We start from the raw sequence: 23,165 nt of genomic DNA on the forward strand, positions 1-23,165 counted from the left end.
CAGAGAGCAGGGTCAGGTCAGCCCAGAGAGGTAGGGCCAAGGGTAGATGCCGCGTTCGTGGCCGTCGCTGAAGATCAGTTGCAGGCCGTAGCCTTGGGCGTTGAGTTCGATCACACGCACGCGGGCGTCGACTTTCGGCACCAGCCCTTGCAGGCGAAACGCCCGGCATTGCGAGCACGGGCATTGGCGGCGTAGTTCGGCGTGATTGAGCAATTGCTCGCGACCGTCCGGCCAGTTCAGCCGCAGTTGCTGTTTGCTCTGGGAATTACCGATCGCCAGCGGGTTCATTGCAGCTGGCTCAAGGCAATGCGCACGGCTTTGCGCACTTCCGGGTCGCCGTCATCCTGCGCGGCCTGCAACGGCGCGATGGCGCCTTTATCGTTCAATTCGCCGAGGGCCAGGGCTGCCTCCTTGCGCAAGTTGCTGATGCGATGGCCGAGGGTGTCGATCAGCGCGTCGAGGGCCGGCACGTAACGCAAGCGGCCGAGGCTGCGGGTGGCGCGCAGACGCACTTGCCAGTAATCGTCGCTCAAAGCTTCAACCAGGGCCGGGCCTGCACTGCTGTGGCCGACCTTGCCCAGCGTCGTCGCCGCTTCTTCACGCACTTGCCAGGCGTGGTCCTGCAATGCCTGACGCAATGCCGGCAGCACTTGATCGTCCGACGCCAGACCGAGGGCACCAGTGGCGGCGCGGCGGACTTCGGTGTCCGGGTCGTCACTGGCCAACCGCGCCAAGGCCGGCAAGGCATCAAGTTGCTTGAGCCAGCCGAGTACGCCGACCGCCTCACGGCGAACACCGGCGTCTGCATCGGTCAACGCCACGATTGCCACGTCGGCGGCATCCGGAAAACGCAGCTCGCGCAAGGCCCGGAACGCGGCGATGCGCACGTGGATGTCGGCATGCCCGGTCCACGGCAGAATCACCCGGCCCGCCGCCTCACTCTTGAGCAGGCTCAGGCTCTGCGCGGCGGCGCCTTGCACGGCCGACGATGGATCGGTCAGCGCCTGGCACAGCGCCGCCACCACCGGTTCATCCTCCCAGGCTTCCAGCAGGCGCGCGGCTTCGGCACGCACGTCTTCGGTCGGGTCCCGGGCCAGTCGGTCGACCAGCCAAAGCAGGCCGTCCGGCTCTTCGAGGTCGGCCAGTTCGATCAGCGCAATGCGGCGCACGCCGGGGTCTTCATCGGTCAGGCGCGGTTGCAGGGCAAGAATGTCGTCGTTATCGGTTACATCGAATAGAGAGGTCATAGGGCAAATCGCGGCAGTTTGTTTTCAGGGGGAAGTCCGAGAGGGTTCAGGCGGGGTAACTGCCGACCGTCTTCGTGACGCAGCAGCTCGAGGCAGTGACGCTTCAAGCGGGAGAACTCGTGGCGGGTGACCAGTTCGGTGGTGCGCGGTCGGGGGAAGTCGAGGCGCAGGTCTTCGATGATCCGGCCGGGGCGTGTGCTCATGACCAGCAGGCGATCGGCGAGGAACAGCGCCTCGTCGATGTCATGGGTGACGAACACCACGGTGGTGCGGATCCGCGTCCAGATGTCCAGCAGCAGTTCCTGCATGTTCAAGCGAGTCAGGGCATCGAGGGCGCCGAAGGGTTCGTCCATCAGCAACAGGCGCGGACGGTTGATCAGCACCCGGGCGATTTCTACCCGTTGCTGCATGCCGCCGGACAACTGATCGGGCCAGCGATCGGCAAAACCTTCAAGGCCCACCAGCGCGAGGATTTCGTCGGCGGCCTGATGCCGTTCGGCTTTGCCGATGCCACGCATCTTCAGGCCGAACGCGACGTTGTCGCGCACCGTGCGCCAGGGGAACAGCGTGTGCTGCTGGAACACCATGCCGCGCTGGGGCGATGGACCGGAGACTTGCGTGCCATCGACGTTCAGGCTGCCGGTGCTGGCTTGCAGGTGTCCGGCCAGGGCGCCGAGAAAGGTCGACTTGCCGCAACCGGACGGCCCGAGAATGCACACGAATTGGCCCGGCTCGATCTGACAGTCCAGGCCCTGGACGGCCTCGAACGCCTGCGGGCCTTCACCGAGGACGATGGACAATTGGCGGATGTCGATCCGCCCTTCAGGGGTTTGCATCACGCTCATCAGGCTTTTCCTCGTGGTCGATGCCAAGGCGTGAACAGCCCGCCGAGGCGTTTGATCAGCAGGCTGCTGCCCATCCCGAGGACGCCGATCAGCAACATGCCGACCACAATGTCGGCGTAGTTCTGGATGGTGTAGGACTCCCAGGTGTAATAGCCGATGCCGTACTGGCCGGAGATCATTTCGGCAGTCACCAGGCAGAACCATGAGGTGCCCATGCCGATGGCCAGGCCGGTGATGATGCTCGGCGCGGCGCCCGGCAAAATCACCTCCAGCAGAATCGCCCGGCGCCCTGCCCCGAGGCTTTTCGCCGAGGCGATCAGCCGTGGGTCGACGCCTTCGACGCCGTGCACGGTGTTGAGCAGGATCGGGAACAGCGCGCCGGTGAAGGTGATGAAGACCATCGACAGTTCTGACGAAGGGAACATCAGGATGGCCAAGGGAATCCAGGCCACTGCGGGGATCGGGCGCAGGACTTCCAGAGGTGGCAGCAATAAGTCTTCGGCCCATTTCGAGCGACCGATCGCCAGGCCCAACGCGATGCCGATCACCAGCGCCGCGAGGTAACCGGCGAAGACCCGGCTGAGGCTGCTGCTCAGGTGCTGGGCGAGTTTGCCGGAGTCGCCGAGGCCGAGGGCCGCTTCGATGACCGCCAGTGGCGTCGGGACGTTGGCGAAGGTGACCAGGCCGAGGTTCCAGTGGTGGCTGGCGGCGAGTTGCCAGAACACAAGGCAGAACAGCAACGAGGCGGCTCTTGGGAGCCAGCGTAAATAGGGTCCGTACACAATAATTCCTCTCAACCCGATCCCTTGTGGGAGCGGGCTTGCTCGCGAAAGCGGTGACACAGCCAACTACGATGTTGAATGTCAGTCCGCTTTCGCGAGCAAGCCCGCTCCCACATTTGACCGAGTTGTTTTGGGGGTTAGCGAGCGGCCACGGCCTGGGTGGTGGCGTCGGTGAAGTCGAAGACTTTTCCGCCCTGGGCCGTGGCGAACTGCTGGGCCTGGCCTTTGAGCAGGAACGCGCTGAGGCGGCCTTTCGCATCGCTGGCAAACCACGCTTGATCGGCCAGCAACTTGATCCCGCTGTCAGACGCCTGGGCATACACCGCGCGGATGTTTTTGCCTTCCTGCTTCAGGCTGGCCAATGCGCTGAATGCCGATTCCGCCGAGGCGTACTGACGGACTTTCGGCTCACCGCGCACCCAGATCTCGGCCACATGGCTGACGTCGGTGATGGCTTTGCCGCTGACCGCATCCACCGCGGTGAGCGGCGTCTGTGCGTAGTTGGCCAGTTGCGCGGTGTAGTCCAGGTGCGAGGCCTTGAACGCGGCGCGGATGTACTGGTCGTCGATGAAGGTGTTGAGGTCGAGACCGCGATCAGCCTTCTTCAACAGCTTGAGCGTATCGATGGCCGTGCCGACGGCCTGACGGTATTCCGGTTTCCAGCTCAGGTCGCGGGTCTGCACGCCCAGAGGGCCATGGAACAGGTAATTGACCTCGGCATCGACCCCGGTGACCTTGGCGATCAGCTCGCTGTACTTTTCCGGTTCAGCCGCCAGCAACTGGTTGGCTTCGATACTGGCGCGCAGGTAAGCGACGACAATTTCCGGGTACTTTTTCGCGTAGCTCTGATCCACCAGCGCGCCATGGAACGTCGGCGCACCGGCCTGGGAACCGTCATAAATCTTGCGCGCGAAACCCCGGCTCGGGAACAGCTCGGCGAACGGCACGAAGTCGGCGTGGGCATCGATCTTCCCGGCCTGCAACGCCGAGCCGGCGACTTCCGGTGGCTGGGCGATAATGTTCACGTCTTTCAGCGGGTCCCAGCCCTGGGACGCCACCGCCCGCAACAACATGCCATGGGCCGTGGAGGCGAATGGCACGGAAATGGTCTTGCCCTTCAAATCCGCCAGGGACTGCACGCCCGAGGCACTTGGCACGACGATGCCGTTGCCACTGCCCTTGATGCTGCCCGAGAGCACGCTGATAAACAGGCTGTGCTTGCCGGCGGTTTCGAACGCCACGCCGTTGAACGAACCGGGGAAATCAGCCATGGCGCCAAAGTCGAGTTTGCCGGCGACCATCTCGTTGGTCAGCGGCGCGCCGCTGGTGAAGTTCTTCCACTGCACCTCGTATTTGGCGTCTTTGTATTGGCCGTCGTGTGGCAGGTATTTGTCGAGCAAACCGAGCTCGCGAATCAACAGGCCGCCGGCGGCGCAGTTGATCGTGGTGTCCTGGGTGCCAATGGCCACACGGATGGTTTCGGCTGAGGCCGACAAGGTGAATGAAGCCAGTACCAGACCGGCCAATGCTGCACGCAATAACATGGGTGTATCCCCTCGAATCATTTATTGGATGTTCGTCTCCGCCACGATCAGGGCGTGGTGGGAAACGAGGGGTGTTGGGTGAATCCAGCGTCCGGTGTTTCCGGATGGCTTTGGGTTGTCTGGGTGGGCCTCATCGCTGGCAGGCCAGCTCCCACAAGGTTGTCTATTGCCAGCAAAATCTGTGTCCCACTGCAAATCCCTGTGGGAGCTGGCCTGCCAGCGATGGCGTCCTTTCAGTCACCGCAGTAAATAAGGTATTTCGACTTTCACCGCCCCGGTCGGGCAGTCCTTTTCACACGGCATGCAGTACCAGCATTCGTCGAAGGCCATGTAGGCCTTTTGCGTGGCCGGGTTGATCGCCAGCAAATCCATCGGGCAGACGTCGACGCACACGGTGCAGCCCTTGTGGGCGATGCACAGGTCCTCGTCGACCGTGACGGGGGCGTTGGAACGGAAGAAGATTTCCTGGGGTTGATAGGCCATTTCGCGGTCTCTCTCTTGTGTGTTGCTCAGGCCGCAAAGGCACCGACCCGCAGCCGGTCGTAGGCCTGCATTTCATCGGCATCCAGCGGGATGATGTAAGGCTCGACGGCTTTCTTGAAACTGCTCATCTGGCCGTTTTCGTCCTTCTTCAGGTGGCAATGGCAGAACCAGTCGCTGTCGTTGCGTTGCGGGTGATCGACCCGATAGTGGTAAAGCCCCCAGCGACTTTCGGCGCGGAACAGCGAAGCGCGGGCGGCCATTTCGGCGCAGTCGCGGATCATGCTGACTTCCATGGCGCGCATCAGTTCGTGGGCGTTATGGGCCTTGATCTGATCGAGATCGCGCTGGATATCGCTGAAACGTTGCAGGCCGATTTGCATCTTCTTGGTCACTTTCGGCGGTTGCAGGTAGTCGTTCACGAAGCGGCGCAGTTTGTATTCGACTTGCGCAGGCGGCAGACCGTGTTCGCGATCCAGCGGCGCGTAGACCCTTTGTTTTTCCGTTTCGATCTGTTTGGCATCGACTGCCGAGAACTCACGTCCGACGACGAAATCCGCCGCGTTGGTGCCGGCAAACCAGCCATAGGTGAACGCGCCAAGCATGTAGTTGTGCGGCACGGCGGCCATGTCGCCCGCCGAGTACAAGCCCTTGACCGAGGTTTCAGCCTTTTCGTTGACCCACACCCCCGACGCCGAATGCCCGCTGCAAAAACCGATCTCGGAGATGTGCATCTCGACCATCTGCGTGCGGTAGTCAGTGCCGCGATTGGCGTGGAACTGGCCACGGCTCGGGCGCTCGTTGCTGTGCAGAATCTCCTCGATGTTCTGGATGGTTTCCTCGGCCAGGTGATCGAGCTTGAGGAACACCGGGCCATTGCCGCTTTCGAGTTCCTGGTGGAACTCCCACATCATTTGCCCGCTCCAGTAGTCACATTCGATGAAGCGTTCGCCTTTGTTGTTGGCGGTGTAGCCACCCAATGGACCGGTGACATAGGCGCAGGCCGGGCCGTTGTAGTCCTTGATCAACGGATTGATCTGGAAGCATTCGAGGTTCGCCAGCTCGGCCCCGGCGTGGTAAGCCATGGCGTAACCGTCGCCGGCATTGGTCGGGTTTTCGTAGGTGCCCATCAGGTAACCCGAGGAAGGCAAACCCAGGCGTCCGGCGGCACCGCAGCAGAGGATCACCGCTTTAGCCTTGATCACGTGGAAGTCGGCGGTGCGGCAATCAAAGCCCATCACGCCGTTGACCGCGCCCTCTTCGTCCGTCAGCAAGCGCGTGCAAACCAGCCGATTGGTGATGCTCACCCGCGCCCGCTTCAACTGGCGGTACAGGACTTTCTTGATGTCGTGTCCTTCCGGCATTGGCAGCACGTAGGCGCCCATGTGGTGGACCTTTTTCACCGCGTAGTCGCCGGTTTCGTCCTTCTCGAACTTCACGCCCCAGCGGTCCAGTTGCTCGATGGTCTCGAAACTGTGGGTGGCATAGGCGTAGACCGCCGCCTGATTGACGATGCCGTCGTTGGCGATGGTGATTTCCTTGGTGTACTGCTCCGGCGTCGAGTGGCCGGGAATGATCGCGTTGTTCAGGCCGTCCATGCCCATGCTGATCGCGCCGCTGCGCTTGACGTTGGCCTTGTCGATCAGCAACACGCGCAAATCGCGGTTGCGTTCCTTGGCCTTGATCGCTGCCATGGGACCTGCGGTGCCGCCGCCGATCACGACGATGTCGTATTCCTGCTCCAACGTGCTGTGGGTCATGCCTGATCCCCTTTTTGCCGGTCGATCCGCAAGCGGTACTGGAACGCATCGCCGCGGTAGTAAAGGTGTTCGAAGTCCACAGGCTGGCCACTGGCATCGTGGGTCAGACGCTCGATGCGCATGATCGGCGAGCCGGCTTCGACGTTCAGGGCCTGGGTCAGGTCGCTGTCGGCCAGCACCGCGTCGATGGCCAGGTCGGCATGACCGAGGGTCAGGCCACAGTCGTTTTCCAGGATCAGGAAGATGTCGCGGGTGACCAGATCGGCCTTCTCCAGACGCTCACCGATGTCTTTGGGCAGGTAGGTGATTTCCAGCGAGATCGGCTCGCGATTGATCAGCCGCACGCGTTTGATCTGCGCCACGGTCTCACCTTCGGCGACCTGCAAACGCTCGGCGACGAGTTTGTCGGCGGCGATGAATTTGAAGCTGCGCAGACGGTTGATCACCTCGTAGCCGCGACCGGTCATGGACTCGGCCAGGCCTTGCAGGGTACTGACGTTCTGGAAGGTTTTCGGCTTGGCAACGAAGGTGCCCTTGCCGTGGATCTTGAAGATCAGCCCTTCCTTTTGCAGGTCGCCAAGGGCCTGGCGCACGGTGATGCGGCTGACTTTGAACAGCGCACCCAGTTCGCTTTCCGAAGGCATCTGGCTGCCTTGCGGGTATTCGCCGTCGAGGATACGGGTGCGCAACACATCGCGCAGTTGGGTGTACAGCGGCACGCTGCCAAGGGATAGAACGTTATCGGTCATGGAAGATCACTTGTTATAACGAGTTATGACGTGATCTTAGAGAGACAGTGCGGGGGTTGAGAAATATTGTTTAAGCATAAGGTTAGATTCGAGCGCAGCCGTGTAGCAGCTGTCGAGCTTGCGAGGCTGCGTTCGGCGGCGAAGCCGTCGTGAAATCAGCCACCGCGGTGTGTCAGGTAAAACTCGCGTGCAGGGTTTACGACGGCTTCGCCGCCGAACGCAGCCTCGCAAGCTCGGCAGCTGCTACAGGCCGCGTTAGCGTTTTAGGATCTGGTCCATTATCCGATCGGTTTTCAGCGCTTGTTCCGCCACCGCCGGATGCTGCGCCTCACCCCGAATGTGCGCGTTCATGCCCAGCACGTGATGCCACTGAATGTGCGCGTGATTGTCGATGTGCAGGCTCAGTGTTTCATCGGCTTCCAGCACCACCGGCTGCTCATCGAACACGGCAAAGCTGATCCGCCCTTGGCTGCCAATCACCTCGACCCGATCTTCGCGGCGATCCGCAACGAAGTTCCAGCAGCCCATGCCCAGCGCGCCCGAAGCAAACCGCCAACTGGCGCTGACGGCATCTTCAGCGGCGTACAACCCGGCCTGCTGCGCGGTAAACCCGGCAACCTCGACAATGTCCCCGAGCAAATACTGAAACAGGTCAAAGCCATGGCTGGCCAGGTCGGCGAAATAACCGCCGCCGGCAATCACCGGGTCGGTGCGCCAGTTGTCGGCACCGTTGAGATCATCGGCCGACGGGACTTTGGTCAAGCGCCAGGTCAGGTGCCGGACCTCACCGATCCGCCCTTCCTCAAGCCACTGCCGCACTTGCTGAAAACGCGGCAATGAACGCCGGTAGTAGGAAACGAACAGATGCAGGCCCGCCTCGGCAAAGGCCGTTTGCATCTCCAGGCTTTGCCCGGCGTTCAGCGACATAGGTTTTTCGACGCAGCAATGTTTGCCGGCGGCGGCCACCTTCAAGGCATAAACGTGATGACTGGCGGGTGGCGTGGCGATGTACACCGCGTCGACCTCGGGATCATTGATCAACGCTTCAGCATCGGTGTAGACCCGGGCGATGCCATGGCGCGCGGCATAATCGCTGACCACGTCGAGCCGGCGTCCCATCACTGCCACCAGCGCCGAGCCAGGTGCCTTGTAGAAGGCCGGCCCGCTCTTGCGTTCGGTGACATCCCCGCAACCAATCATGCCCCAGCGCACCACGTTCATAGTCACTCCTTGATCGTTAGCCGACGCGCAATGCGCGCAGGTCCAGGTGACCGTCCTTGATGGGCGGGCACCAGTAGTAGCCGCCAGTGATCGGGCGGCTGATGCGGTACAAACCGTCGGTGATACCGTCTTCCAGACCGCTCATGCGTCGCAGTTGGGCTTCGAAGGCGTCGAGGGAGAAACCGAAAGCCAGGAACATCAGGCCAGCGCGATCACCTTCGATCCACGGCATCGAGCGACGGACCACGAACGCTTCGGGGGCGAAGCTTTCCTGGGCGGTGCGTTTGACGTGGGCGGAGATCGGCGCGTCGTCGATTTCCTCGTTGTCGCTCAAGCGACGGCCCATGATGTTGTCCTTCTCATGGGACGGCATCGCGTGGAAGCCTTTCAGGTCGTGCTGCCATTGCTGGATCGCGGCGAAGCTGCCACCGACCGTGCCATCAGCGCCCTCACGCACCAACGCGGCGGCCACGGCAGCTTCGTCGTACGGGTTTTCGGTGCCGTCTTCGTAGCCGGTCAGGTCGTGGCCGGTGAGGTGGCGGAAGGTTTCGTTCATCTGCACCAGGCGCAGGGCCGGCGCCAGCGCGGCTTCGATGGCGTTGCTGCGATTGAGCAATTCGCCACGGTCGACACCGTGCAACCAGCACCACAGCGCGTGTTGGGTCGACGGGTTGTCGACGCCGACACCGGTCAGCGCCGGAAACGGACGCAGGCCTTCGATGTGGCCCTGAAGGGCTTTTACCAGGGATTCACCGAAACCGACCACCACCGACTTCCCGTCCACCAGCCCCTGCAATGTGTCGAGCGCAGCTGGCAATGCAGCGGCGGATTCGAGGGCGAAGAACATATGACGGGCTTGAGGCGGAACGGGGGTGGCGAGAATGCCCGGCTGGTAATAACTCATATGAACTCCTTCAGAAAGAGCGCGAAGTTTAACCGCAGCGTCGGCCGTTGTGTGTTCCCAGGTCAAAAGATCACGTTTCTACAAGCGGGCAAAGCAGTCTACGCTTGAGGCACAAGATCCAGACCTCCAGCCCTCTACTCTGCCCATCAGCGCTCAATACCAGTTAAAAAGTCGAGCCATTAAGGCGTATAGCCTTTCAAGTCACATTCGCAACTGCAAGCCGCCAATGCATGGCTGACATCACACATGGGGTAGCGACATGACCACAGCACATATCCTTGGCAACCTGTTTCCAGACGCCGGCAGCATCCCGGAAAAATACCGCCTCGACGGCCAGACTGAACAGCGTGAATACCTGGTCGACGGTGAATTGAAAACCTGGAACGGCCCCCTCGCCCAAGTCCGTAGCCCGGTGTACCTGACCGGCGAAAAGGGCGACGAACAAGTGATCCTCGGCAGCACGCCGCTGCTCGATGCCGATACCGCATTGACCGCCCTCGACGCTGCCGTCCGCGCCTACGACCGAGGCCAGGGCCTGTGGCCAACCCTGCGCGTGGCCGAGCGCATCCAGCACGTCGAAGCATTTTTGCGGCGCATGCGCGAACAGCGCGAAGCGGTGGTCAAGCTGCTGATGTGGGAAATCGGCAAGAACCTCAAGGACTCGGAAAAAGAGTTCGACCGCACCTGCGACTACATCGTCGACACCATCAACGCCCTCAAGGAACTCGACCGCCGCTCCAGCCGGTTCGAACTGGAACAGGACACGCTCGGCCAGATCCGCCGCGTACCGCTGGGCGTGGCGTTGTGCATGGGGCCTTACAACTACCCGCTGAACGAAACCTTCACCACGCTGATTCCGGCGTTGATCATGGGCAACACCGTGGTGTTCAAACCGGCCAAGCTCGGCGTGCTGTTGATTCGCCCACTGCTGGAAGCCTTCCGTGACAGCTTCCCGCCCGGCGTCATCAACGTCATCTACGGCAGCGGCCGCGAGACTGTCAGCGCGCTGATGGCCAGCGGCAAGATCGATATTTTTGCTTTCATCGGCACCAACAAGGCCGCCAGCGACCTGAAAAAACTTCATCCAAAACCGCACCGCTTGCGCGCGGCATTGGGGCTGGATGCGAAGAACCCCGGCATCGTGTTGCCGGAGGTCGATCTGGACAACGCGGTCAGCGAAGCGCTCACCGGCTCATTGTCGTTCAACGGTCAACGCTGCACCGCGCTGAAAATCCTCTTCGTCCACGAAGACGTGGTCGACGCCTTCATCGAGAAATTCAACGCCAAACTCGCCGCGCTGAAGCCGGGCATGCCGTGGGACAGTGGCGTGGCCCTGACGCCGCTGCCGGAGTCGAGCAAGGTCGACTACCTGCACTCGCTGGTGGCGGACGCGGTCAGCAAAGGCGCCACCGTGGTCAACCCCAACGGCGGTGAAGCCCGCGCGTCGTTCTTCTACCCCGCCGTGTTGTACCCGGTGACCCCGCAAATGCGCGTTTATCAGGAAGAACAGTTCGGCCCGGTCATTCCGATCGTGCCGTACCGTCATCTGGACACAGTGATCGATTACGTCCTGGAGTCGGACTTCGGCCAGCAGCTGAGTATCTTCGGCACCAACCCGGTGGCCGTTGGCCGGCTGGTGGACACCTTCGCCAACCAGGTCGGCCGGATCAACCTCAACGCGCAGTGCCAGCGCGGCCCGGACACCTTCCCGTTTAACGGTCGCAAAAACTCCGCCGAAGGCACGTTGTCGGTGCATGACGCGCTGCGGGTGTTTTCGATCCGCACACTGGTGGCGACCAAGTTCCAGGAGACCAACAAGGAGCTGATCAGCGAGATCATCAGCGGCCGCAGTTCGAGCTTCCTGACCACTGATTACATCTTCTGAGGAGACCGAGCCTGAGTACATTCAGAGCCAACCGATTGCCACCGCTGATGCGCCGGTTACTGCGTCCGTTGCTGGACCCGTATCGGCGTTATCGCCACGCCCGGGTGATCCATGCGGTCAGAGTGTCGTTGGGGTTGCTGGCCACGATTCTGCTGACCACCGGGATCAACCTGCCCCACGGCGAGTGGGCCTCGGTGACGATGCTGGTGGTGATCGGCGGCTTGCAGCACCACGGCAACATCGGCAAAAAAGCCGCCGAGCGTGCGATCGGCACCTTGATCGGCGCGGGGGTCGGCTTGCTGCTGGTGGCGCAACAAGCGTGGCTTGGGTTGCCATGGCTGACCTATTTCGCGATGGCCGTGGTCTGCGGGTTCTTCTCGTACCACGCCATCGGCAAGGGCGGTTACACCGCGCTGCTGTCGGCGATTACCGTGTTTATTGTCGCCGGGCATGGTGACAACCCGATCACCGACGGGTTGTGGCGCGGGGTCGACATCCTGATCGGCATCGCCCTGGCCCTGGCGTTTTCCTTCGCCCTGCCGCTCTACGCGGTTTATTCGTGGCGCTACAACCTGGCCGATGCCTTGCGCGACTGCGCGACGATTTATGGATGCATCATCAATGGCCAATCGGTCAGCGATGACGAACACCACACACTCATGGGCCGCCTGAACACCGTGATGGTGCAACTGCGCTCGCTGATGCCGTCGGTGTCCAAGGAAGTGCGCATTTCCATGACCGAACTCGACGCCATCCAGCGCCACCTGCGGATGTGCGTCAGCACCCTGGAAATCCTCGGCAACACCCGACCGGACGCCAATGACCCCGAGGCCATGGCCCATCTGCAATCGGTGTTGAAAGCCGAACATCGGCTGGTTCGCGTGCAACTGATCGGTATGGCCCGCGCGCTGAAATCCGGCGTGACCCAGCGGCTTGGTCGGCCCGTTGAATTGGCGCCGGATTCAACGATGAATACACCGGTGTACAGCCCTCTGGACGGCTACCGATTGCTGGTCCGGCAACTGGCGACCAACATCGGCGAGATGCGCCAGCGACTGGCCAAGACAGCACCGCGCTGGAACATCTGACACCCGCCTGCAGGGGTTATGCGTTATACCGCAACTCGTCGAAACTTCAGGCTCCAGCCCTGTTGCATCCCGGCGGCGGCCAGCAGAATCGCGGCGACGCCAATCCATTGCAGCGGCTCCAGGCGATGACCAAAGGCAAACCAGTCAACGAAAATGGCCGCAATCGGGTAGATGAATGACAGCGCACCGGTCAGTGCCGTCGGCAGTTTTTGAATCGCGCCGTAGAGCAGCACGTACATCACGCCCGTGTGCACGATGCCGAGGGTTACCAGGCTGGCCCATGCGCTCGGCGCTTGCGGCAACGCGGAAAAATGTGCAAAGGGGGCGAGCAGCAGGACCCCGGTGGCGACCTGGATCAGCGCGATCAAATGCGGTGGCGTACCGGTCAGGCGCTTGATGATCAACGCGGCAATCGCGTAGAGGAATGCGGCGCCCAGCGCTAGAGCGATACCCATCAGGTAGTCATTGCCGCTTTCGCCCTGCCCGCCATGCGCGCTGACAATCGCCAACATCCCCAGAAACGAGATGCCCAGCCAGAACAGTTTCTGCAGGGTGATTTTCTCGTTGAGGAACAAGGCGGCCAAGCCCACCAACATGAACGGCTGAACGTTGTACACCGCCGTGCCGATGGCAATCGAGGCGCGGGAATACGACGCGAACAACAGCACCCAGTTGCCGACAATCGCCACACCGCTGAGCACCGCCAGCAGGAACGTGGTGCGGGTCAAAATGCCGGGGCGCAGGAAGCCGAATGCCGCGCAAATCAGCAACAAGGTGCCGGCGCCAAACACGCAGCGCCAGAACACCACGTCCAGCACCGGTTGCCCGGACACCAGCACAAACCAGCCGATGGTCCCGGAGATCAGCATGGCGGCGGTCATTTCGAATGACCCGTGACGAAGTGTTTTGTCCATCATCAGACTCCTGTGTTTGAGGCCAAAGTATGCCAATCCGCCGAGGGCCTTCTCCAGCGCAAAAATCAGGCTAAACTCGATTTCTGCCTTTTTTATCAAGGCGGTTTCAATGAACGGCCTAATAGAGGATTTGCCATGACCGACGACATCGACCAAGTGCTGATCAGCGCATTGATGGAAGACTCGCGGCGCTCGCTCAAGGCCCTGGCGAACATCAGCGGCCTGTCTTCGCCCAGCGTCGCCGAGCGTTTGCGCCGTCTGGAAGAGCGCGGCGTGCTCAAGGGCTACACCGTCGAGATTGATCCCAAGTGCTTCGGCTATCAACTACAGGCCATCGTGCGCATCCGCCCGCTGCCGGGCCAGCTGCAGGAAGTGGAACGGCAGATCCAGGCCATCGCGGAATTTACCGAATGCGACAAGGTGACCGGCGACGACTGCTTCATCGCTCGCCTGCATGTGCGCTCGATGGAACAACTGGACACCCTGCTCGACCGCCTCAACACCCACGCCGAAACCAACACGGCGATCGTCAAGAAAACCCCGGTCAAACGCCGGTTGCCACCGATGGCGTAGCCCGCCAGCCAAATCGCCGGCAATAAAAAACCCGCCGTAGCGGGTTTTTTACTCAAGGCTGACGATTAATCATCGCGGCTCATGATGCCGAACAGCTGCAACAAGCTGATGAACAGGTTGTAGATCGATACATACAGGCTGATGGTCGCCATGATGTAGTTGCGCTCGCCGCCGTGAATGATGGCGCTGGTCTGGAACAGAATGCAAACCGAGGAGAACAGCACGAAACCTGCGCTGATCGCCAGTTGCAGACCACTGATCTGGAAGAAGAAGCTCGCCAGCGTCGCACCCAGCAGCACGAAGAAGCCAGCGGTGATGAAACCACCGAGGAAGCTCATGTCCTTGCGAGTGATCAGCACATAGGCCGACAGGCCGCCGAACACCAGCGCCGTCATCGCGAAGGCCGAACTCACGACTTCAGCACCGCCCTGCATGCCCAGGTAACGGTTGAGGATCGGGCCGAGCAGGAAACCCATGAAACCGGTCAGGGCAAATGCCGACACCAGGCCCCAGGCCGAATCACGGAGTTTGTTGGTGAGGAAGAAAAGGCCGTAGAAGCCGATCAGCACCACGAAAATATTCGGGTAACCGACACGCATCTGCTGAGCGACAAACGCCATCACGCCGCTGAATGCGAGAGTGAGTGCGAGTAAGCCGTAAGTGTTGCGCAGGACGCGGCTAACCTCTAGCTGCTCAGCCTGCACGCTGTTATTAACTGCGTAATCCTGTTCGCGCATGGCGACACTCCTGTTGGTTTGAAACGTTCAGTCGCAAAGATCATAACAGACGCCCTGTAACAAGCTATGCAGAGAGTTTGACAGTGTGTTTCATTCAGGTATTATGGCGCCCGCAACGCAAACGGAGGTGTGGCCGAGTGGTTTAAGGCAACGGTCTTGAAAACCGTCGACTGTAACAGGTCCATGAGTTCGAATCCCATCGCCTCCGCCATCTTTATACGACAAAGCCCTGATTATTCAGGGCTTTGTCGTTTCTGGGGTTTGGCCAACGCCTCGCCGCTCCCTAGGCGCTCCATCACGATTGTGGCCCGTTTCCCCCTCTTCTTCGACGGCCGCAGTGGATACCCGTCACCTCTCGAATGGAAAGCAAATTGGCCCCCAAAGACGCGTCCGATCGCCTCCCAGTCGAGTCGCCTGGTTGTCATCGTTTCCCCCGGTACTAAAATTGATAGTGAGTGAAGGTGTCAGGAAGACTCATCTTCGAGGGCATAGCCATGCGCAAAACCGAAGAGTCGATCATTGCAGCCGCACGATTGCGTGCCGCCTACCGGGGAGAAAACGAGGCTGTTGCGGCGGCCACAGCCTTGGAAAATCTGGCGGTTCTGAAAAAGTCATTATCGGAAGACAAGTACGAGGCGGCGCTTGAAAAGCTCTACCTCGAATACACCGCTTTCTGATAGGCCGGTGGTCGACGGCAACGGATCAGTCAGCCAGGAACGCCACGCAATCAAAAAACCCGACGCTGAAGGCCGGGTTCATTAGCTGAAAACGATCGTCAGGGTTCGGGATACTCGCTCGACACCGAATTGTTGGCGTTCACATCGGCCATTTCTTCGTCGACAGGTGCTTCGTCGTCGGGTGGCAGCGGAACCTCGGGTTCTTTGCCCTTGGGATCATGGCCTGTTTCGTTATCAGTGCCGCCCGTTACGCCCTGCTGGGATTTGTTTCCAGGGGCATTCTCGTCAATGTCCATGCTGGTTCTCCGTTCTGATGCGCGGGATCTCCGTGCTTGTACATGAGAAACGTCGATGCATTGCAAGTGCCAGGCGTTGGACGAACGGCCGCATGCCCAGGCATGCGCGCCGACAGAACGCCCGGTCATTACTCGCCGTAGATATCGAAGTCGAAGTACTTCTGGCGAATTCTGTCGTAGGTGCCGTTGGCGCGAATCGTTGCCAGTGCCTGGTTGAAACGCCCCGCCAGTGGATCGCTCTTGCGCACGGCTATGCCGATACCGGTGCCGAAGAATTGCTCTTCGGTAAAACTCGGGCCGACGAACTCGTAGTCACGCCCTTCCGGCCGTTTCAACAGGCTTTCATCGATCACCACCGAACTGGCCATGGTGGCGTCGATGCGCCCGCCTAGAAGGTCGAGGAACACTTCATTCTGCGAGCCGTAGCGAATCACTTCGGCACCCGCCGGGGCGAATTTTTCGGTGACATAGCGATCGAAGTTGGTCGCCCGTTGCACGCCGATTCGCTTGCCCTTGAGTTGCGCTGGAATGTCGCTGATGCCACTGCCCTTCTTGAACACCAGGCGCGCCGGGATGCGGTAATAGCGATCGGTGAAGTCGACCGATTTCAGTCGTTCGGGAGTGATCGATACCGAAGAGATCACCGCGTCGACTTTCTTCACTTTGAGTGCCGGAATCAGCCCGTCGAATTCCTGCTCTTGCCATTGGCATTTGACGTTCATCTCGGCGCACAGCGCCTGGCCGATGTCGTAGTCAAAACCCACAATCGTGTTGTCCGGGGTTTTCGACGCGAACGGTGGATAGGCCGCTTCGATGCCGATGCGCAAGGGCTGCTCTGCCGCGTGCAAGCCGACACCAAACGCCAACAGCGAGACAAGACTGACTTTCAAGACAACGCTTTTTACGTTCATTCATAGCTCCAGATGCGATGTTGTTTATGTCGGGCGCTCCGCAAAGGAAGGCGTCCGTTATGGCAGCAGCAATGTGAACACGCGGGAGCGGCGACTCTGTCGGCCGCCTGCTCCACCGATGCGCCAGGTTTGAACAAGCGCAGCGGCTGATACAGGGTTGGCTCAGACAGCGGCCGTCACGATCAACTCCAGCAGGATCTGCGGGTCATCGAACATCACTTGAGCCGTCGCCCGCGCAGGTGTCTGCTCGGCATCGACCCAGGCGCTCCAGGTTTCATTCATGCCGGCGAAATCGCCGCCCATGTCCTTCATCCAGATCTGCACACTGAGCAGTCGGCTCTTGTCACTGCCAGACGCCTCGAGCAACTCATCAACTCGTTGCAGCACCTGGCGCGTCTGACCCCGGATGTCCTGACTGCAATCGGCGGCGACGATGCCGCTGAGCCAGGCCACGCCGTTATGCACGACACTGCGGCTCAGGCGTGGGTTGCTTTCGATGCGTTGAATACGGCTCATAAATGCTCCTGGGTGAGAGGTGTCTCAGTGGACAACTGGGCAAGGGTGATGGGTTTCAGCGGCGACCGGATGCGGTAGTAGCCGACCTCTGCGGCAGGTACCTGGCGATGTTCGGCAATGATTTCAGTGACACTCAAACCGCACAGACGGCCCTGACAAGGCCCCATGCCGCAGCGACTGAAAGCCTTGGCCTGATTGGGTCCCAGGCAGCCCAGTTCGACATGCTGACGAATCTCACCGGCGCTGACGTCTTCGCAACGACAGACGATGACGTCGTCGGCGGGGATGCGGTTTTGCTGTTGCGGGCGATACAACGCATCGATCAGTGACCGCGCCGCACGCTGGCGACGCAGCGACTTTCGATAAGCGCTGGCGAGTGGCTGCAGCGGTTGCGCATCGACGTTCCCCGACCTGGCGGCAATCGCCAGCCCGGCCAGTCGACCTTCCAGCAGCGCCACCTGAGCACCGCCTATAGCACCACCGTCACCTGCGACAAATATCCCCGGCCCACTGGTTTCACCCCAACTGTCGCGGCGGACAATCCAGCACAGTTGCTGTTCGTTCCAGTCGTGTTCGAGGCGCAACGACCAACTGATCTGCGTATTCGGCACGACGCCTTGGTGCAACAAAATCAGCGAGGCGGGAAGTGTCCGGCGACGACCGTTACTGTCGAAACTCAAGGCGCTAGCCTGCGTCGAGCCTTCGATCCGCAGAGCCCGGGCATCACGAAAATGCCGGACCCCGGCGCGCTTTAATTCGACCAGTAAACGCACACCCTTGAGTAAGTCACGCCAGCCACGCAATGCGCCGGGGAGTTTGCGCCAGGCCCGCAGCAGATCGCCCCGCCCGCTGGTGTCCACCAGCGCTTTGATTGCTATGCCGGCACGCAGGTATTGCACCGCGAGCAGGTACAACAACGGGCCGCAGCCGGCCAGCACGACAGGCCCTTGTGGCACCAGCGCGGCGCTTTTCAGTAGAATCTGCCCTGCCCCGGCCGTCATGACACCGGGCAGGGTCCAGCCGGGAACGGGCATCGGTCGTTCGAACGCACCGGTGGCAATCAGGACCTGTCGCCCGTGCAAGACTTCAGCACGGCCATCGATCAGGTAATGCACGTGGCGCTGCGGTGTCACCTGCCAGATCGCCGCGTTGGCCAGGTAACGGGCGCCGCACTGCTGGAATTGCATCGCGAGCGGCGCACCCGCTTCATAGTCGTCGCCCAGCACGCGGCGGCTGTGCGCATCGGCCTGCTGGATGTTGCGATAGATTTGCCCGCCGGGGCTGGCCTGTTCGTCCAGTACCACCACCGAAAGCCCATGTCGTCTGGCCTCAAGCGCTGCGCTCATGCCCGCCGGGCCGGCGCCGATCACAATCAGGTCGACCGTTTGATCATTCATCAGCGCTGTCCTCACCTGGGTCTACGGCCAGGAAGTCGCGAGCGCCGCGTTGCCTGAGGACACGCATGCCCGCTCGAACCGGCAGCAGGCACGCCTGGCAATTGGCTTGCCCGTCGACCTCGACCAGGCATTCGAAGCACACACCCATCATGCAGTAGGGTGCGCCGGGCCGGCCGCTGACGGCGCTCTCACGGGTGTGCGTGACGCCGCTGACCAGCAATGCGGCGGCCAGGGACATGCCCGCTGGCACCGACAATGCCGCGCCTTCGAATTCAATCTGCACGGTGTGTTGCGCGGGCCCCAGCGCCCGAAACAAGCGGTCAGCCGGCATGACGCACCTCCTGTTCGGGACTGAAACGCTTCAGGCTGAAAGGCTTGACAGCCCAATCGTCGAACTCACTGCCAATCCATGGCGCCAGGCGCAAGGCGTGGATCGCCGCCAGGGTCACGCCGCTGTGGCAACTGACCACAAAAGCGCCCGGGCAGCCCTGCGACGCTTCATAAATGGGAAAACCATCGGCACTCAGCACCCGCAACGCACCCCAGGCCCGAACCAGCCGTACCTGCCCCAACAGCGGAAAACACTGCACGGCGCGTCGGGCGATGGTGGCTATCACTTCACCGCTGGTGCCATCGTCATAGCCCAGCGATTCATGAGAGTCGCCCAATTGCACTGTACCTTCGTCGGTCTGCCGCACATACGTGGTGGGGTAATGCAGAAAAGGCTTGAGCCGCTCGGTGACCAGGATCTGCCCACGATTGGGACTCACCGGCACGTTCATGCCCAACTGCGCGCCGAGCTCGGCATTACCGAGTCCGGCCGCCAGCACGATTTGATCGGAGAACCAGCGCTGATCGCCGGCCTGCAACTCGAAGCTCGAGGATCGCTGCTCAATGGCACTGACCCGGTGACCGTTGATGATCGTGACCCCACGCATCCGGCAGGCGGCGTACAGGGCACGCAATAATTTCAATGGATTGACGTGACCGTCCATGGGCGAGTAACAGCCGCCGACGACCGTCGGCCCGACGCCCGGCAAGCGCGCACGCAGTTGTGCCGGATCCAGCAGCTCGAACGGATAGTCACCGTCCATGGCGTCGTGCAACCAGCGCAGACGGCAGGTTTCTTCAGCCATCTCCTCGTCACTCAGGCACAACTGGAATCCGCCCGCCTGGCGCAGATGGAGGTTGATGCCGGTGTCGGCCTGCAAGTACGCGGCGAACCGAGGCCACAGCGCCACCGATTCGCGGGTCCATTGCGCATAGGGACTCATCCCGTAGCCCTTGCCCTGAACCCACAACAAACCGAAGTTGCCGCGCGCCGCCCGAAAGGCATCGTCGCCCTCATCCAGGACGCTGACCCGTCGACCCAGCATGGCCATCCCATAGGCAATCGACAGGCCGACCAAACCACCGCCAACGATCACTACATCAGTTTTTTGCATGAGTCAGACGATCGCTCTTTCAATGCTGAAGAGTCAGCTACAGCCCAGACTCTGCAACCGGATAAACTCGATAGAGAAGAGCCTAGACAGCTGCCATCGCCTTGAAAAATGCTTTATTTTGGCAAGCCCATGTCTTTTTGTTATGGATTTTTCGCAGGGATACCGCCATGAACCTCCGTCAGCTGGAAGCCTTTCGCGCCGTGATTCTTGGCCAGACAGTGACCCGCGCCGCCGAGATGCTGCACATCTCACAACCGGCTGCGACGCGGCTGATTGCCAGCCTTGAGGAGGACATCGGTTTCAGCTTGTTCGACCGGATCAAAGGCCGACTGCAACCCACCCCCGAGGCCCTGACGCTGTATCAGGAAGTGCAACGCTCACTGATCGGGGTTGAGCGCATTGCCCGAACGGCACAAGACATCCGCAGCCTGAAACGCGGCTCGTTGCATATCGCCTGCGCGCCGGCCATGGGGCTGTCTTTCCTGCCGCGAGCCATTGCTGCGTTCATGGCTGAACATGAGCAAGTGCAGATTTCGCTGGTGGTGCATTCATCGCGCGAAGTCGTGGACCTGGTGGTCGGCCAGCGCTGCGACCTGGGCATCATCGTCCTGCCCAACACCTACCCCAGCCCGCGCGCGGAAAAACTCCTGGCCACACGGATGCTGTGCGCACTGCCGGCGAACCATCGCCTGCAAGAAAAGACCACGATCCGGCCGGAAGACTTGCAGGGTGAAGCGTTTATTTCTTATCCCCACTCCATCGGTTCGCGGCAGCACATCGACGCGATATTTGCCGCTCACGGGGTTGAGCGTGAACTGCGCCTGGAGACTCAGCTGTCGCTGCCGATGTGTGCATTTGTCGAACAAGGGCTGGGAATAGCGTTGGTCGATGCCATCAGCGCGATCGAGTACCGAGGCAATGGCATCGTGTTCAGAGCATTCGAACCGGCCATCGAAATGGACTTCAGCATGCTGCTGCCGGTTCACGGACCGACGTCGAAACTGCAAAACCGCTTTCTCGAACACATGCAGCGGTTCATCGCTCGGGAAATTCCAGTGGAGTATCGGTTTTAGATCTCCAATTTCCGGTTAAGCGTATGGCGCTCGGATATTTACCAACAGGTAACCCTTAAAAATACCGATAAAGGATTTACCTTTTGGTAACAGGAAGGGATGATTTGCCGATGGAAATTTCAGATATTCGCCGCGAAAACTTGCGGTCGCTCATGAAGCAGCACTTTGAGGGAAAGCAGGCTCGCCTGGCTGACGCCCTTGGCAAAAGCGCTAATTACATTTCGCGATGCCTTTCGACCTCGATGCCCGCATCGAGCCGGAAAAATATCGGCGAGGACTTTGCTCGGGAAATCGAGCAGGCCCTCGGCCTGGACCGCTATCGGCTCGACAAGGCGGAAATGGCTGCGGACGTCGCCGGCTCACCCCTCAATCCGTCCTTTCGACTGTCCGCTATCGAGACCTGGGATGACGACACCCCGCTCTATGACGATGAGGTCTACGTGCCTTTTCTCCAGGAAGTGGAGCTGGCCGCGGGTTCCGGCCGATTCGCGATCAGCGAAAGCAGCCGTTCGCGGCTACGCTTTTTCAAGAAAGACCTGCGTCACAACAACGTGCAGTTCAACAACGCAAAATGCGTGGCGGTGAGCGGCAACAGCATGCTGCCGGTCCTGCGCGACGGCGCCACGGTCGGCGTGAACGTCGGCAAGAACTCGTTGGGCGATATCATCGACGGCGACATGTACGCGATCAATCACAATGGCCAGCTCCGCGTGAAGCAGCTCTATCGCCTGCCCAGCGGTCTTCGGCTGCGCAGTTTCAATCGTGACGAACACCCGGACGAGGACTACCCCTTCGCCCACCTCCAAGAGCAGCAACTATCGATCATCGGGCACGTGTTCTGGTGGGCGATGTACTCGCGCTGATCTGGAACGAGGGTTAATGGCATGGCGCACTCACTGCAATACCAGATAACCGAATCCGTTCGCGTCGTCGAGATCGAGGTTGGCAAGCTGCTCGATTTGGCGGGGATGCTGAAAGAGTCAGGAAATGACGTCTTGTCGACGGCGGTCTCGAACCAGGCGAATAAGCTGCTTGAGGCGGCGGTTGCGCTGAGAATTGCCATGGCAGGCTGAAACACACTGCCGCTCGTCAGGCGCCCAGCACACTCGCTCTCCCCGGCCTTCCAATGCTGTACATCCCTTGCGCGGAAGGCTCAAAAATGAATATCCATATCGCGGCGCTTACGCTTGCCGGGCTCTTGTCGACTTGCTCATTTGGCGCGCTGGCTGCCGAGAAAACGACTTCAGGAGAGGCCGTTCCGCCCGCGGCGCTTCCGGGGCTCAACCAGGCGCAGGGATCTGAATCCAACGAAGACAAGGCCAGTAAAAAAGGCGAGGAAGCGTCTGGATCAAACTCTGGCGCCGATTCAGAAACGTTGGAGAAAGATGCAGGTTCTTCGAACACCCCGACGACGGAAGACGGAAAAAAACAGGGCGGCTCGGGCACCGGTAGCTAGGTGTCATTTTAGTCTTTGCTAACCGGCCCCACCCATGCATTCCGACGTGTTGGCAAGTGAAACGCCGGCCTGCTGGACGAGCTTGCGCCACTCGTCACTGCTGATCAGGTCGGCGCGCTCCATTTCGTCGGCCGCCCTCAATAGTCGGAAGTACCTGTCCTCCGCGTCTATGTGGGTGTCGGGCAGCGTGAAAAGCTTCCGCCAGGCGGTCATGGCCAACCTTCTTTGCGCTTCTTTCATCGAACCCCCTAATGGTCGTCTAGGCGGTAGAGGCCTCGCCGTTGAAAGCGTTCAGCGCAATGACGGGTTGCGCCGACCAATGGTGGCAGTGCGCCATAAAAGCGACAGTATGGATGCTGCAAGCTAATCGATCTGCATCTGGAGCGTGCCTTGAGGGTGACGCTGTTTACTTAAGAAAAGCTTGGCGGGATGGGGGGACATATCCGTTTCTGCGGTAACGGCTGATATTGGTTTCGCTCTTACAGCGAGTCACTTTGAAAAGCGCAAAGTAACCAAACGCTTTTGCCCCGCCATTCGGTGCCTCGCTTAGGCTCGGCATGCCGTAACGAAGGCATTGCTCCGGGGGCCCGCCGCCATCGGCCATCCATGGCCGGGGGCGGCTACCGCGGCATCCTTGCCGCGGTACCCCCTGCGCAACGCCTGCG

Annotated in this window: 27 protein-coding genes and 1 tRNA gene; 9 read left to right on the plus strand and 19 right to left on the minus strand. The window is 60.8% G+C overall.

The window, feature by feature from the left end:
* Window positions 1-12: 12 nt before the first annotated feature.
* The 10 genes from ACIPL2_RS25405 to ACIPL2_RS25450 form a co-directional block, all read right to left on the minus strand.
* Window positions 13-288, minus strand: coding sequence for a DUF971 domain-containing protein (locus ACIPL2_RS25405; RefSeq protein WP_401360941.1), 276 nt, complete (start codon window positions 286-288; stop codon window positions 13-15).
* Window positions 285-1,247: a HEAT repeat domain-containing protein gene (locus ACIPL2_RS25410; RefSeq protein ID WP_401360943.1), complete on the minus strand. Its 963-nt coding sequence runs from the start codon at window positions 1,245-1,247 to the stop codon at window positions 285-287. The genes ACIPL2_RS25405 and ACIPL2_RS25410 overlap by 4 nt, the downstream gene beginning before the upstream one ends.
* Complete coding sequence (locus ACIPL2_RS25415) at window positions 1,244-2,092, minus strand: ABC transporter ATP-binding protein (protein WP_401360945.1); 849 nt, start codon at window positions 2,090-2,092, stop codon at window positions 1,244-1,246. The genes ACIPL2_RS25410 and ACIPL2_RS25415 overlap by 4 nt, the downstream gene beginning before the upstream one ends.
* Entirely contained in the window at window positions 2,092-2,874 is a 783-nt protein-coding gene (locus tag ACIPL2_RS25420) for an ABC transporter permease (protein ID WP_401360947.1), read from the minus strand. Before ACIPL2_RS25420 ends, ACIPL2_RS25415 begins: the two co-directional genes overlap by 1 nt.
* Before the next feature lie 137 nt (window positions 2,875-3,011).
* A complete protein-coding gene (locus ACIPL2_RS25425) occupies window positions 3,012-4,418 on the minus strand; it encodes an ABC transporter substrate-binding protein (RefSeq protein ID WP_401360949.1) in 1,407 nt (468 codons plus the stop codon).
* A 237-nt stretch (window positions 4,419-4,655) separates the two neighbouring features.
* Entirely contained in the window at window positions 4,656-4,901 is a 246-nt protein-coding gene (locus tag ACIPL2_RS25430) for a ferredoxin family protein (protein ID WP_007946457.1), read from the minus strand.
* Between the two features lie 26 nt (window positions 4,902-4,927).
* Complete coding sequence (locus ACIPL2_RS25435; RefSeq protein WP_401360951.1) at window positions 4,928-6,658, minus strand: fumarate reductase/succinate dehydrogenase flavoprotein subunit; 1,731 nt, start codon at window positions 6,656-6,658, stop codon at window positions 4,928-4,930.
* A complete protein-coding gene (locus ACIPL2_RS25440) occupies window positions 6,655-7,407 on the minus strand; it encodes a GntR family transcriptional regulator (RefSeq protein WP_401360953.1) in 753 nt (250 codons plus the stop codon). The genes ACIPL2_RS25435 and ACIPL2_RS25440 overlap by 4 nt, the downstream gene beginning before the upstream one ends.
* A gap of 255 nt (window positions 7,408-7,662) precedes the next feature.
* The gene (locus ACIPL2_RS25445) at window positions 7,663-8,628 is read right to left on the minus strand and encodes a Gfo/Idh/MocA family protein (protein ID WP_401360955.1); all 966 of its coding nucleotides are present in this window, start codon (window positions 8,626-8,628) and stop codon (window positions 7,663-7,665) included.
* Window positions 8,629-8,644: 16 nt separating this feature from the next.
* Window positions 8,645-9,532 carry a Dyp-type peroxidase gene (locus ACIPL2_RS25450; RefSeq protein ID WP_401360957.1) on the minus strand — a complete coding sequence of 296 codons (888 nt, stop codon included), beginning with the start codon at window positions 9,530-9,532 and terminating at the stop codon, window positions 8,645-8,647.
* 259 nt (window positions 9,533-9,791) lie between these two features.
* On the opposite strand from ACIPL2_RS25450, the gene ACIPL2_RS25455 reads away from it, so the two are divergent.
* Together ACIPL2_RS25455 and ACIPL2_RS25460 are read left to right on the plus strand one after the other, a co-directional pair.
* Window positions 9,792-11,417, plus strand: a complete 1,626-nt coding sequence (locus tag ACIPL2_RS25455; RefSeq protein WP_401360959.1) for an NADP-dependent glyceraldehyde-3-phosphate dehydrogenase — start codon at window positions 9,792-9,794, stop codon at window positions 11,415-11,417.
* A gap of 47 nt (window positions 11,418-11,464) precedes the next feature.
* Entirely contained in the window at window positions 11,465-12,505 is a 1,041-nt protein-coding gene (locus ACIPL2_RS25460) for an FUSC family protein (RefSeq protein WP_401360961.1), read from the plus strand.
* 23 nt (window positions 12,506-12,528) lie between these two features.
* Here the strand turns inward: ACIPL2_RS25460 and ACIPL2_RS25465 are convergent, their stop codons facing one another.
* Entirely contained in the window at window positions 12,529-13,419 is an 891-nt protein-coding gene (locus tag ACIPL2_RS25465; RefSeq protein WP_401360963.1) for a DMT family transporter, read from the minus strand.
* Window positions 13,420-13,554: 135 nt separating this feature from the next.
* On the opposite strand from ACIPL2_RS25465, the gene ACIPL2_RS25470 reads away from it, so the two are divergent.
* Window positions 13,555-13,992: an Lrp/AsnC family transcriptional regulator gene (locus ACIPL2_RS25470; protein ID WP_401360965.1), complete on the plus strand. Its 438-nt coding sequence runs from the start codon at window positions 13,555-13,557 to the stop codon at window positions 13,990-13,992.
* A 65-nt stretch (window positions 13,993-14,057) separates the two neighbouring features.
* Here the strand turns inward: ACIPL2_RS25470 and ACIPL2_RS25475 are convergent, their stop codons facing one another.
* A complete protein-coding gene (locus tag ACIPL2_RS25475; protein WP_034147218.1) occupies window positions 14,058-14,729 on the minus strand; it encodes a Bax inhibitor-1/YccA family protein in 672 nt (223 codons plus the stop codon).
* Between the two features lie 123 nt (window positions 14,730-14,852).
* Here ACIPL2_RS25475 and ACIPL2_RS25480 point away from each other — a divergent pair.
* Together ACIPL2_RS25480 and ACIPL2_RS25485 are read left to right on the plus strand one after the other, a co-directional pair.
* A tRNA-Ser gene (locus ACIPL2_RS25480) sits at window positions 14,853-14,940 on the plus strand.
* Between the two features lie 283 nt (window positions 14,941-15,223).
* Window positions 15,224-15,406, plus strand: coding sequence for a hypothetical protein (locus ACIPL2_RS25485; RefSeq protein ID WP_401360967.1), 183 nt, complete (start codon window positions 15,224-15,226; stop codon window positions 15,404-15,406).
* A 98-nt stretch (window positions 15,407-15,504) separates the two neighbouring features.
* Here ACIPL2_RS25485 and ACIPL2_RS25490 read toward each other — a convergent pair whose 3' ends face one another.
* From ACIPL2_RS25490 to ACIPL2_RS25515, 6 genes are all read right to left on the minus strand, one after another.
* A complete protein-coding gene (locus tag ACIPL2_RS25490) occupies window positions 15,505-15,702 on the minus strand; it encodes a hypothetical protein (protein WP_401360969.1) in 198 nt (65 codons plus the stop codon).
* A 128-nt stretch (window positions 15,703-15,830) separates the two neighbouring features.
* Window positions 15,831-16,613, minus strand: coding sequence for an ABC transporter substrate-binding protein (locus tag ACIPL2_RS25495; RefSeq protein ID WP_401360971.1), 783 nt, complete (start codon window positions 16,611-16,613; stop codon window positions 15,831-15,833).
* Window positions 16,614-16,775: 162 nt separating this feature from the next.
* Entirely contained in the window at window positions 16,776-17,129 is a 354-nt protein-coding gene (locus tag ACIPL2_RS25500; RefSeq protein WP_401360973.1) for a RidA family protein, read from the minus strand.
* Window positions 17,126-18,526: an FAD-dependent oxidoreductase gene (locus ACIPL2_RS25505; RefSeq protein ID WP_401360975.1), complete on the minus strand. Its 1,401-nt coding sequence runs from the start codon at window positions 18,524-18,526 to the stop codon at window positions 17,126-17,128. Before ACIPL2_RS25505 ends, ACIPL2_RS25500 begins: the two co-directional genes overlap by 4 nt.
* The gene (locus ACIPL2_RS25510) at window positions 18,519-18,857 is read right to left on the minus strand and encodes a (2Fe-2S)-binding protein (RefSeq protein WP_401360977.1); all 339 of its coding nucleotides are present in this window, start codon (window positions 18,855-18,857) and stop codon (window positions 18,519-18,521) included. The genes ACIPL2_RS25505 and ACIPL2_RS25510 overlap by 8 nt, the downstream gene beginning before the upstream one ends.
* The gene (locus ACIPL2_RS25515) at window positions 18,847-19,971 is read right to left on the minus strand and encodes an NAD(P)/FAD-dependent oxidoreductase (protein WP_401360979.1); all 1,125 of its coding nucleotides are present in this window, start codon (window positions 19,969-19,971) and stop codon (window positions 18,847-18,849) included. Before ACIPL2_RS25515 ends, ACIPL2_RS25510 begins: the two co-directional genes overlap by 11 nt.
* A 167-nt stretch (window positions 19,972-20,138) precedes the next feature.
* On the opposite strand from ACIPL2_RS25515, the gene ACIPL2_RS25520 reads away from it, so the two are divergent.
* From ACIPL2_RS25520 to ACIPL2_RS25535, 4 genes are all read left to right on the plus strand, one after another.
* Window positions 20,139-21,044 (plus strand): LysR substrate-binding domain-containing protein, encoded by a 906-nt coding sequence (locus tag ACIPL2_RS25520; protein WP_401360981.1) that lies wholly within the window; start codon window positions 20,139-20,141, stop codon window positions 21,042-21,044.
* A 110-nt stretch (window positions 21,045-21,154) separates the two neighbouring features.
* Window positions 21,155-21,907, plus strand: a complete 753-nt coding sequence (locus ACIPL2_RS25525) for a helix-turn-helix transcriptional regulator (RefSeq protein ID WP_401360983.1) — start codon at window positions 21,155-21,157, stop codon at window positions 21,905-21,907.
* Between the two features lie 21 nt (window positions 21,908-21,928).
* On the plus strand, window positions 21,929-22,117 hold the full coding sequence (locus ACIPL2_RS25530; protein ID WP_401360985.1) for a hypothetical protein: 189 nt from the start codon (window positions 21,929-21,931) through the stop codon (window positions 22,115-22,117).
* Window positions 22,118-22,203: 86 nt separating this feature from the next.
* Window positions 22,204-22,500 carry a hypothetical protein gene (locus ACIPL2_RS25535; protein WP_401360987.1) on the plus strand — a complete coding sequence of 99 codons (297 nt, stop codon included), beginning with the start codon at window positions 22,204-22,206 and terminating at the stop codon, window positions 22,498-22,500.
* Window positions 22,501-22,518: 18 nt separating this feature from the next.
* Here the strand turns inward: ACIPL2_RS25535 and ACIPL2_RS25540 are convergent, their stop codons facing one another.
* Window positions 22,519-22,740 (minus strand): hypothetical protein, encoded by a 222-nt coding sequence (locus tag ACIPL2_RS25540; RefSeq protein ID WP_401360989.1) that lies wholly within the window; start codon window positions 22,738-22,740, stop codon window positions 22,519-22,521.
* Window positions 22,741-23,165: the final 425 nt, after the last annotated feature.

The sequence above is a fragment of the Pseudomonas sp. NPDC086251 genome (genome assembly GCF_044746405.1).
Taxonomy (GTDB): Bacteria; Pseudomonadota; Gammaproteobacteria; order Pseudomonadales; family Pseudomonadaceae; genus Aquipseudomonas.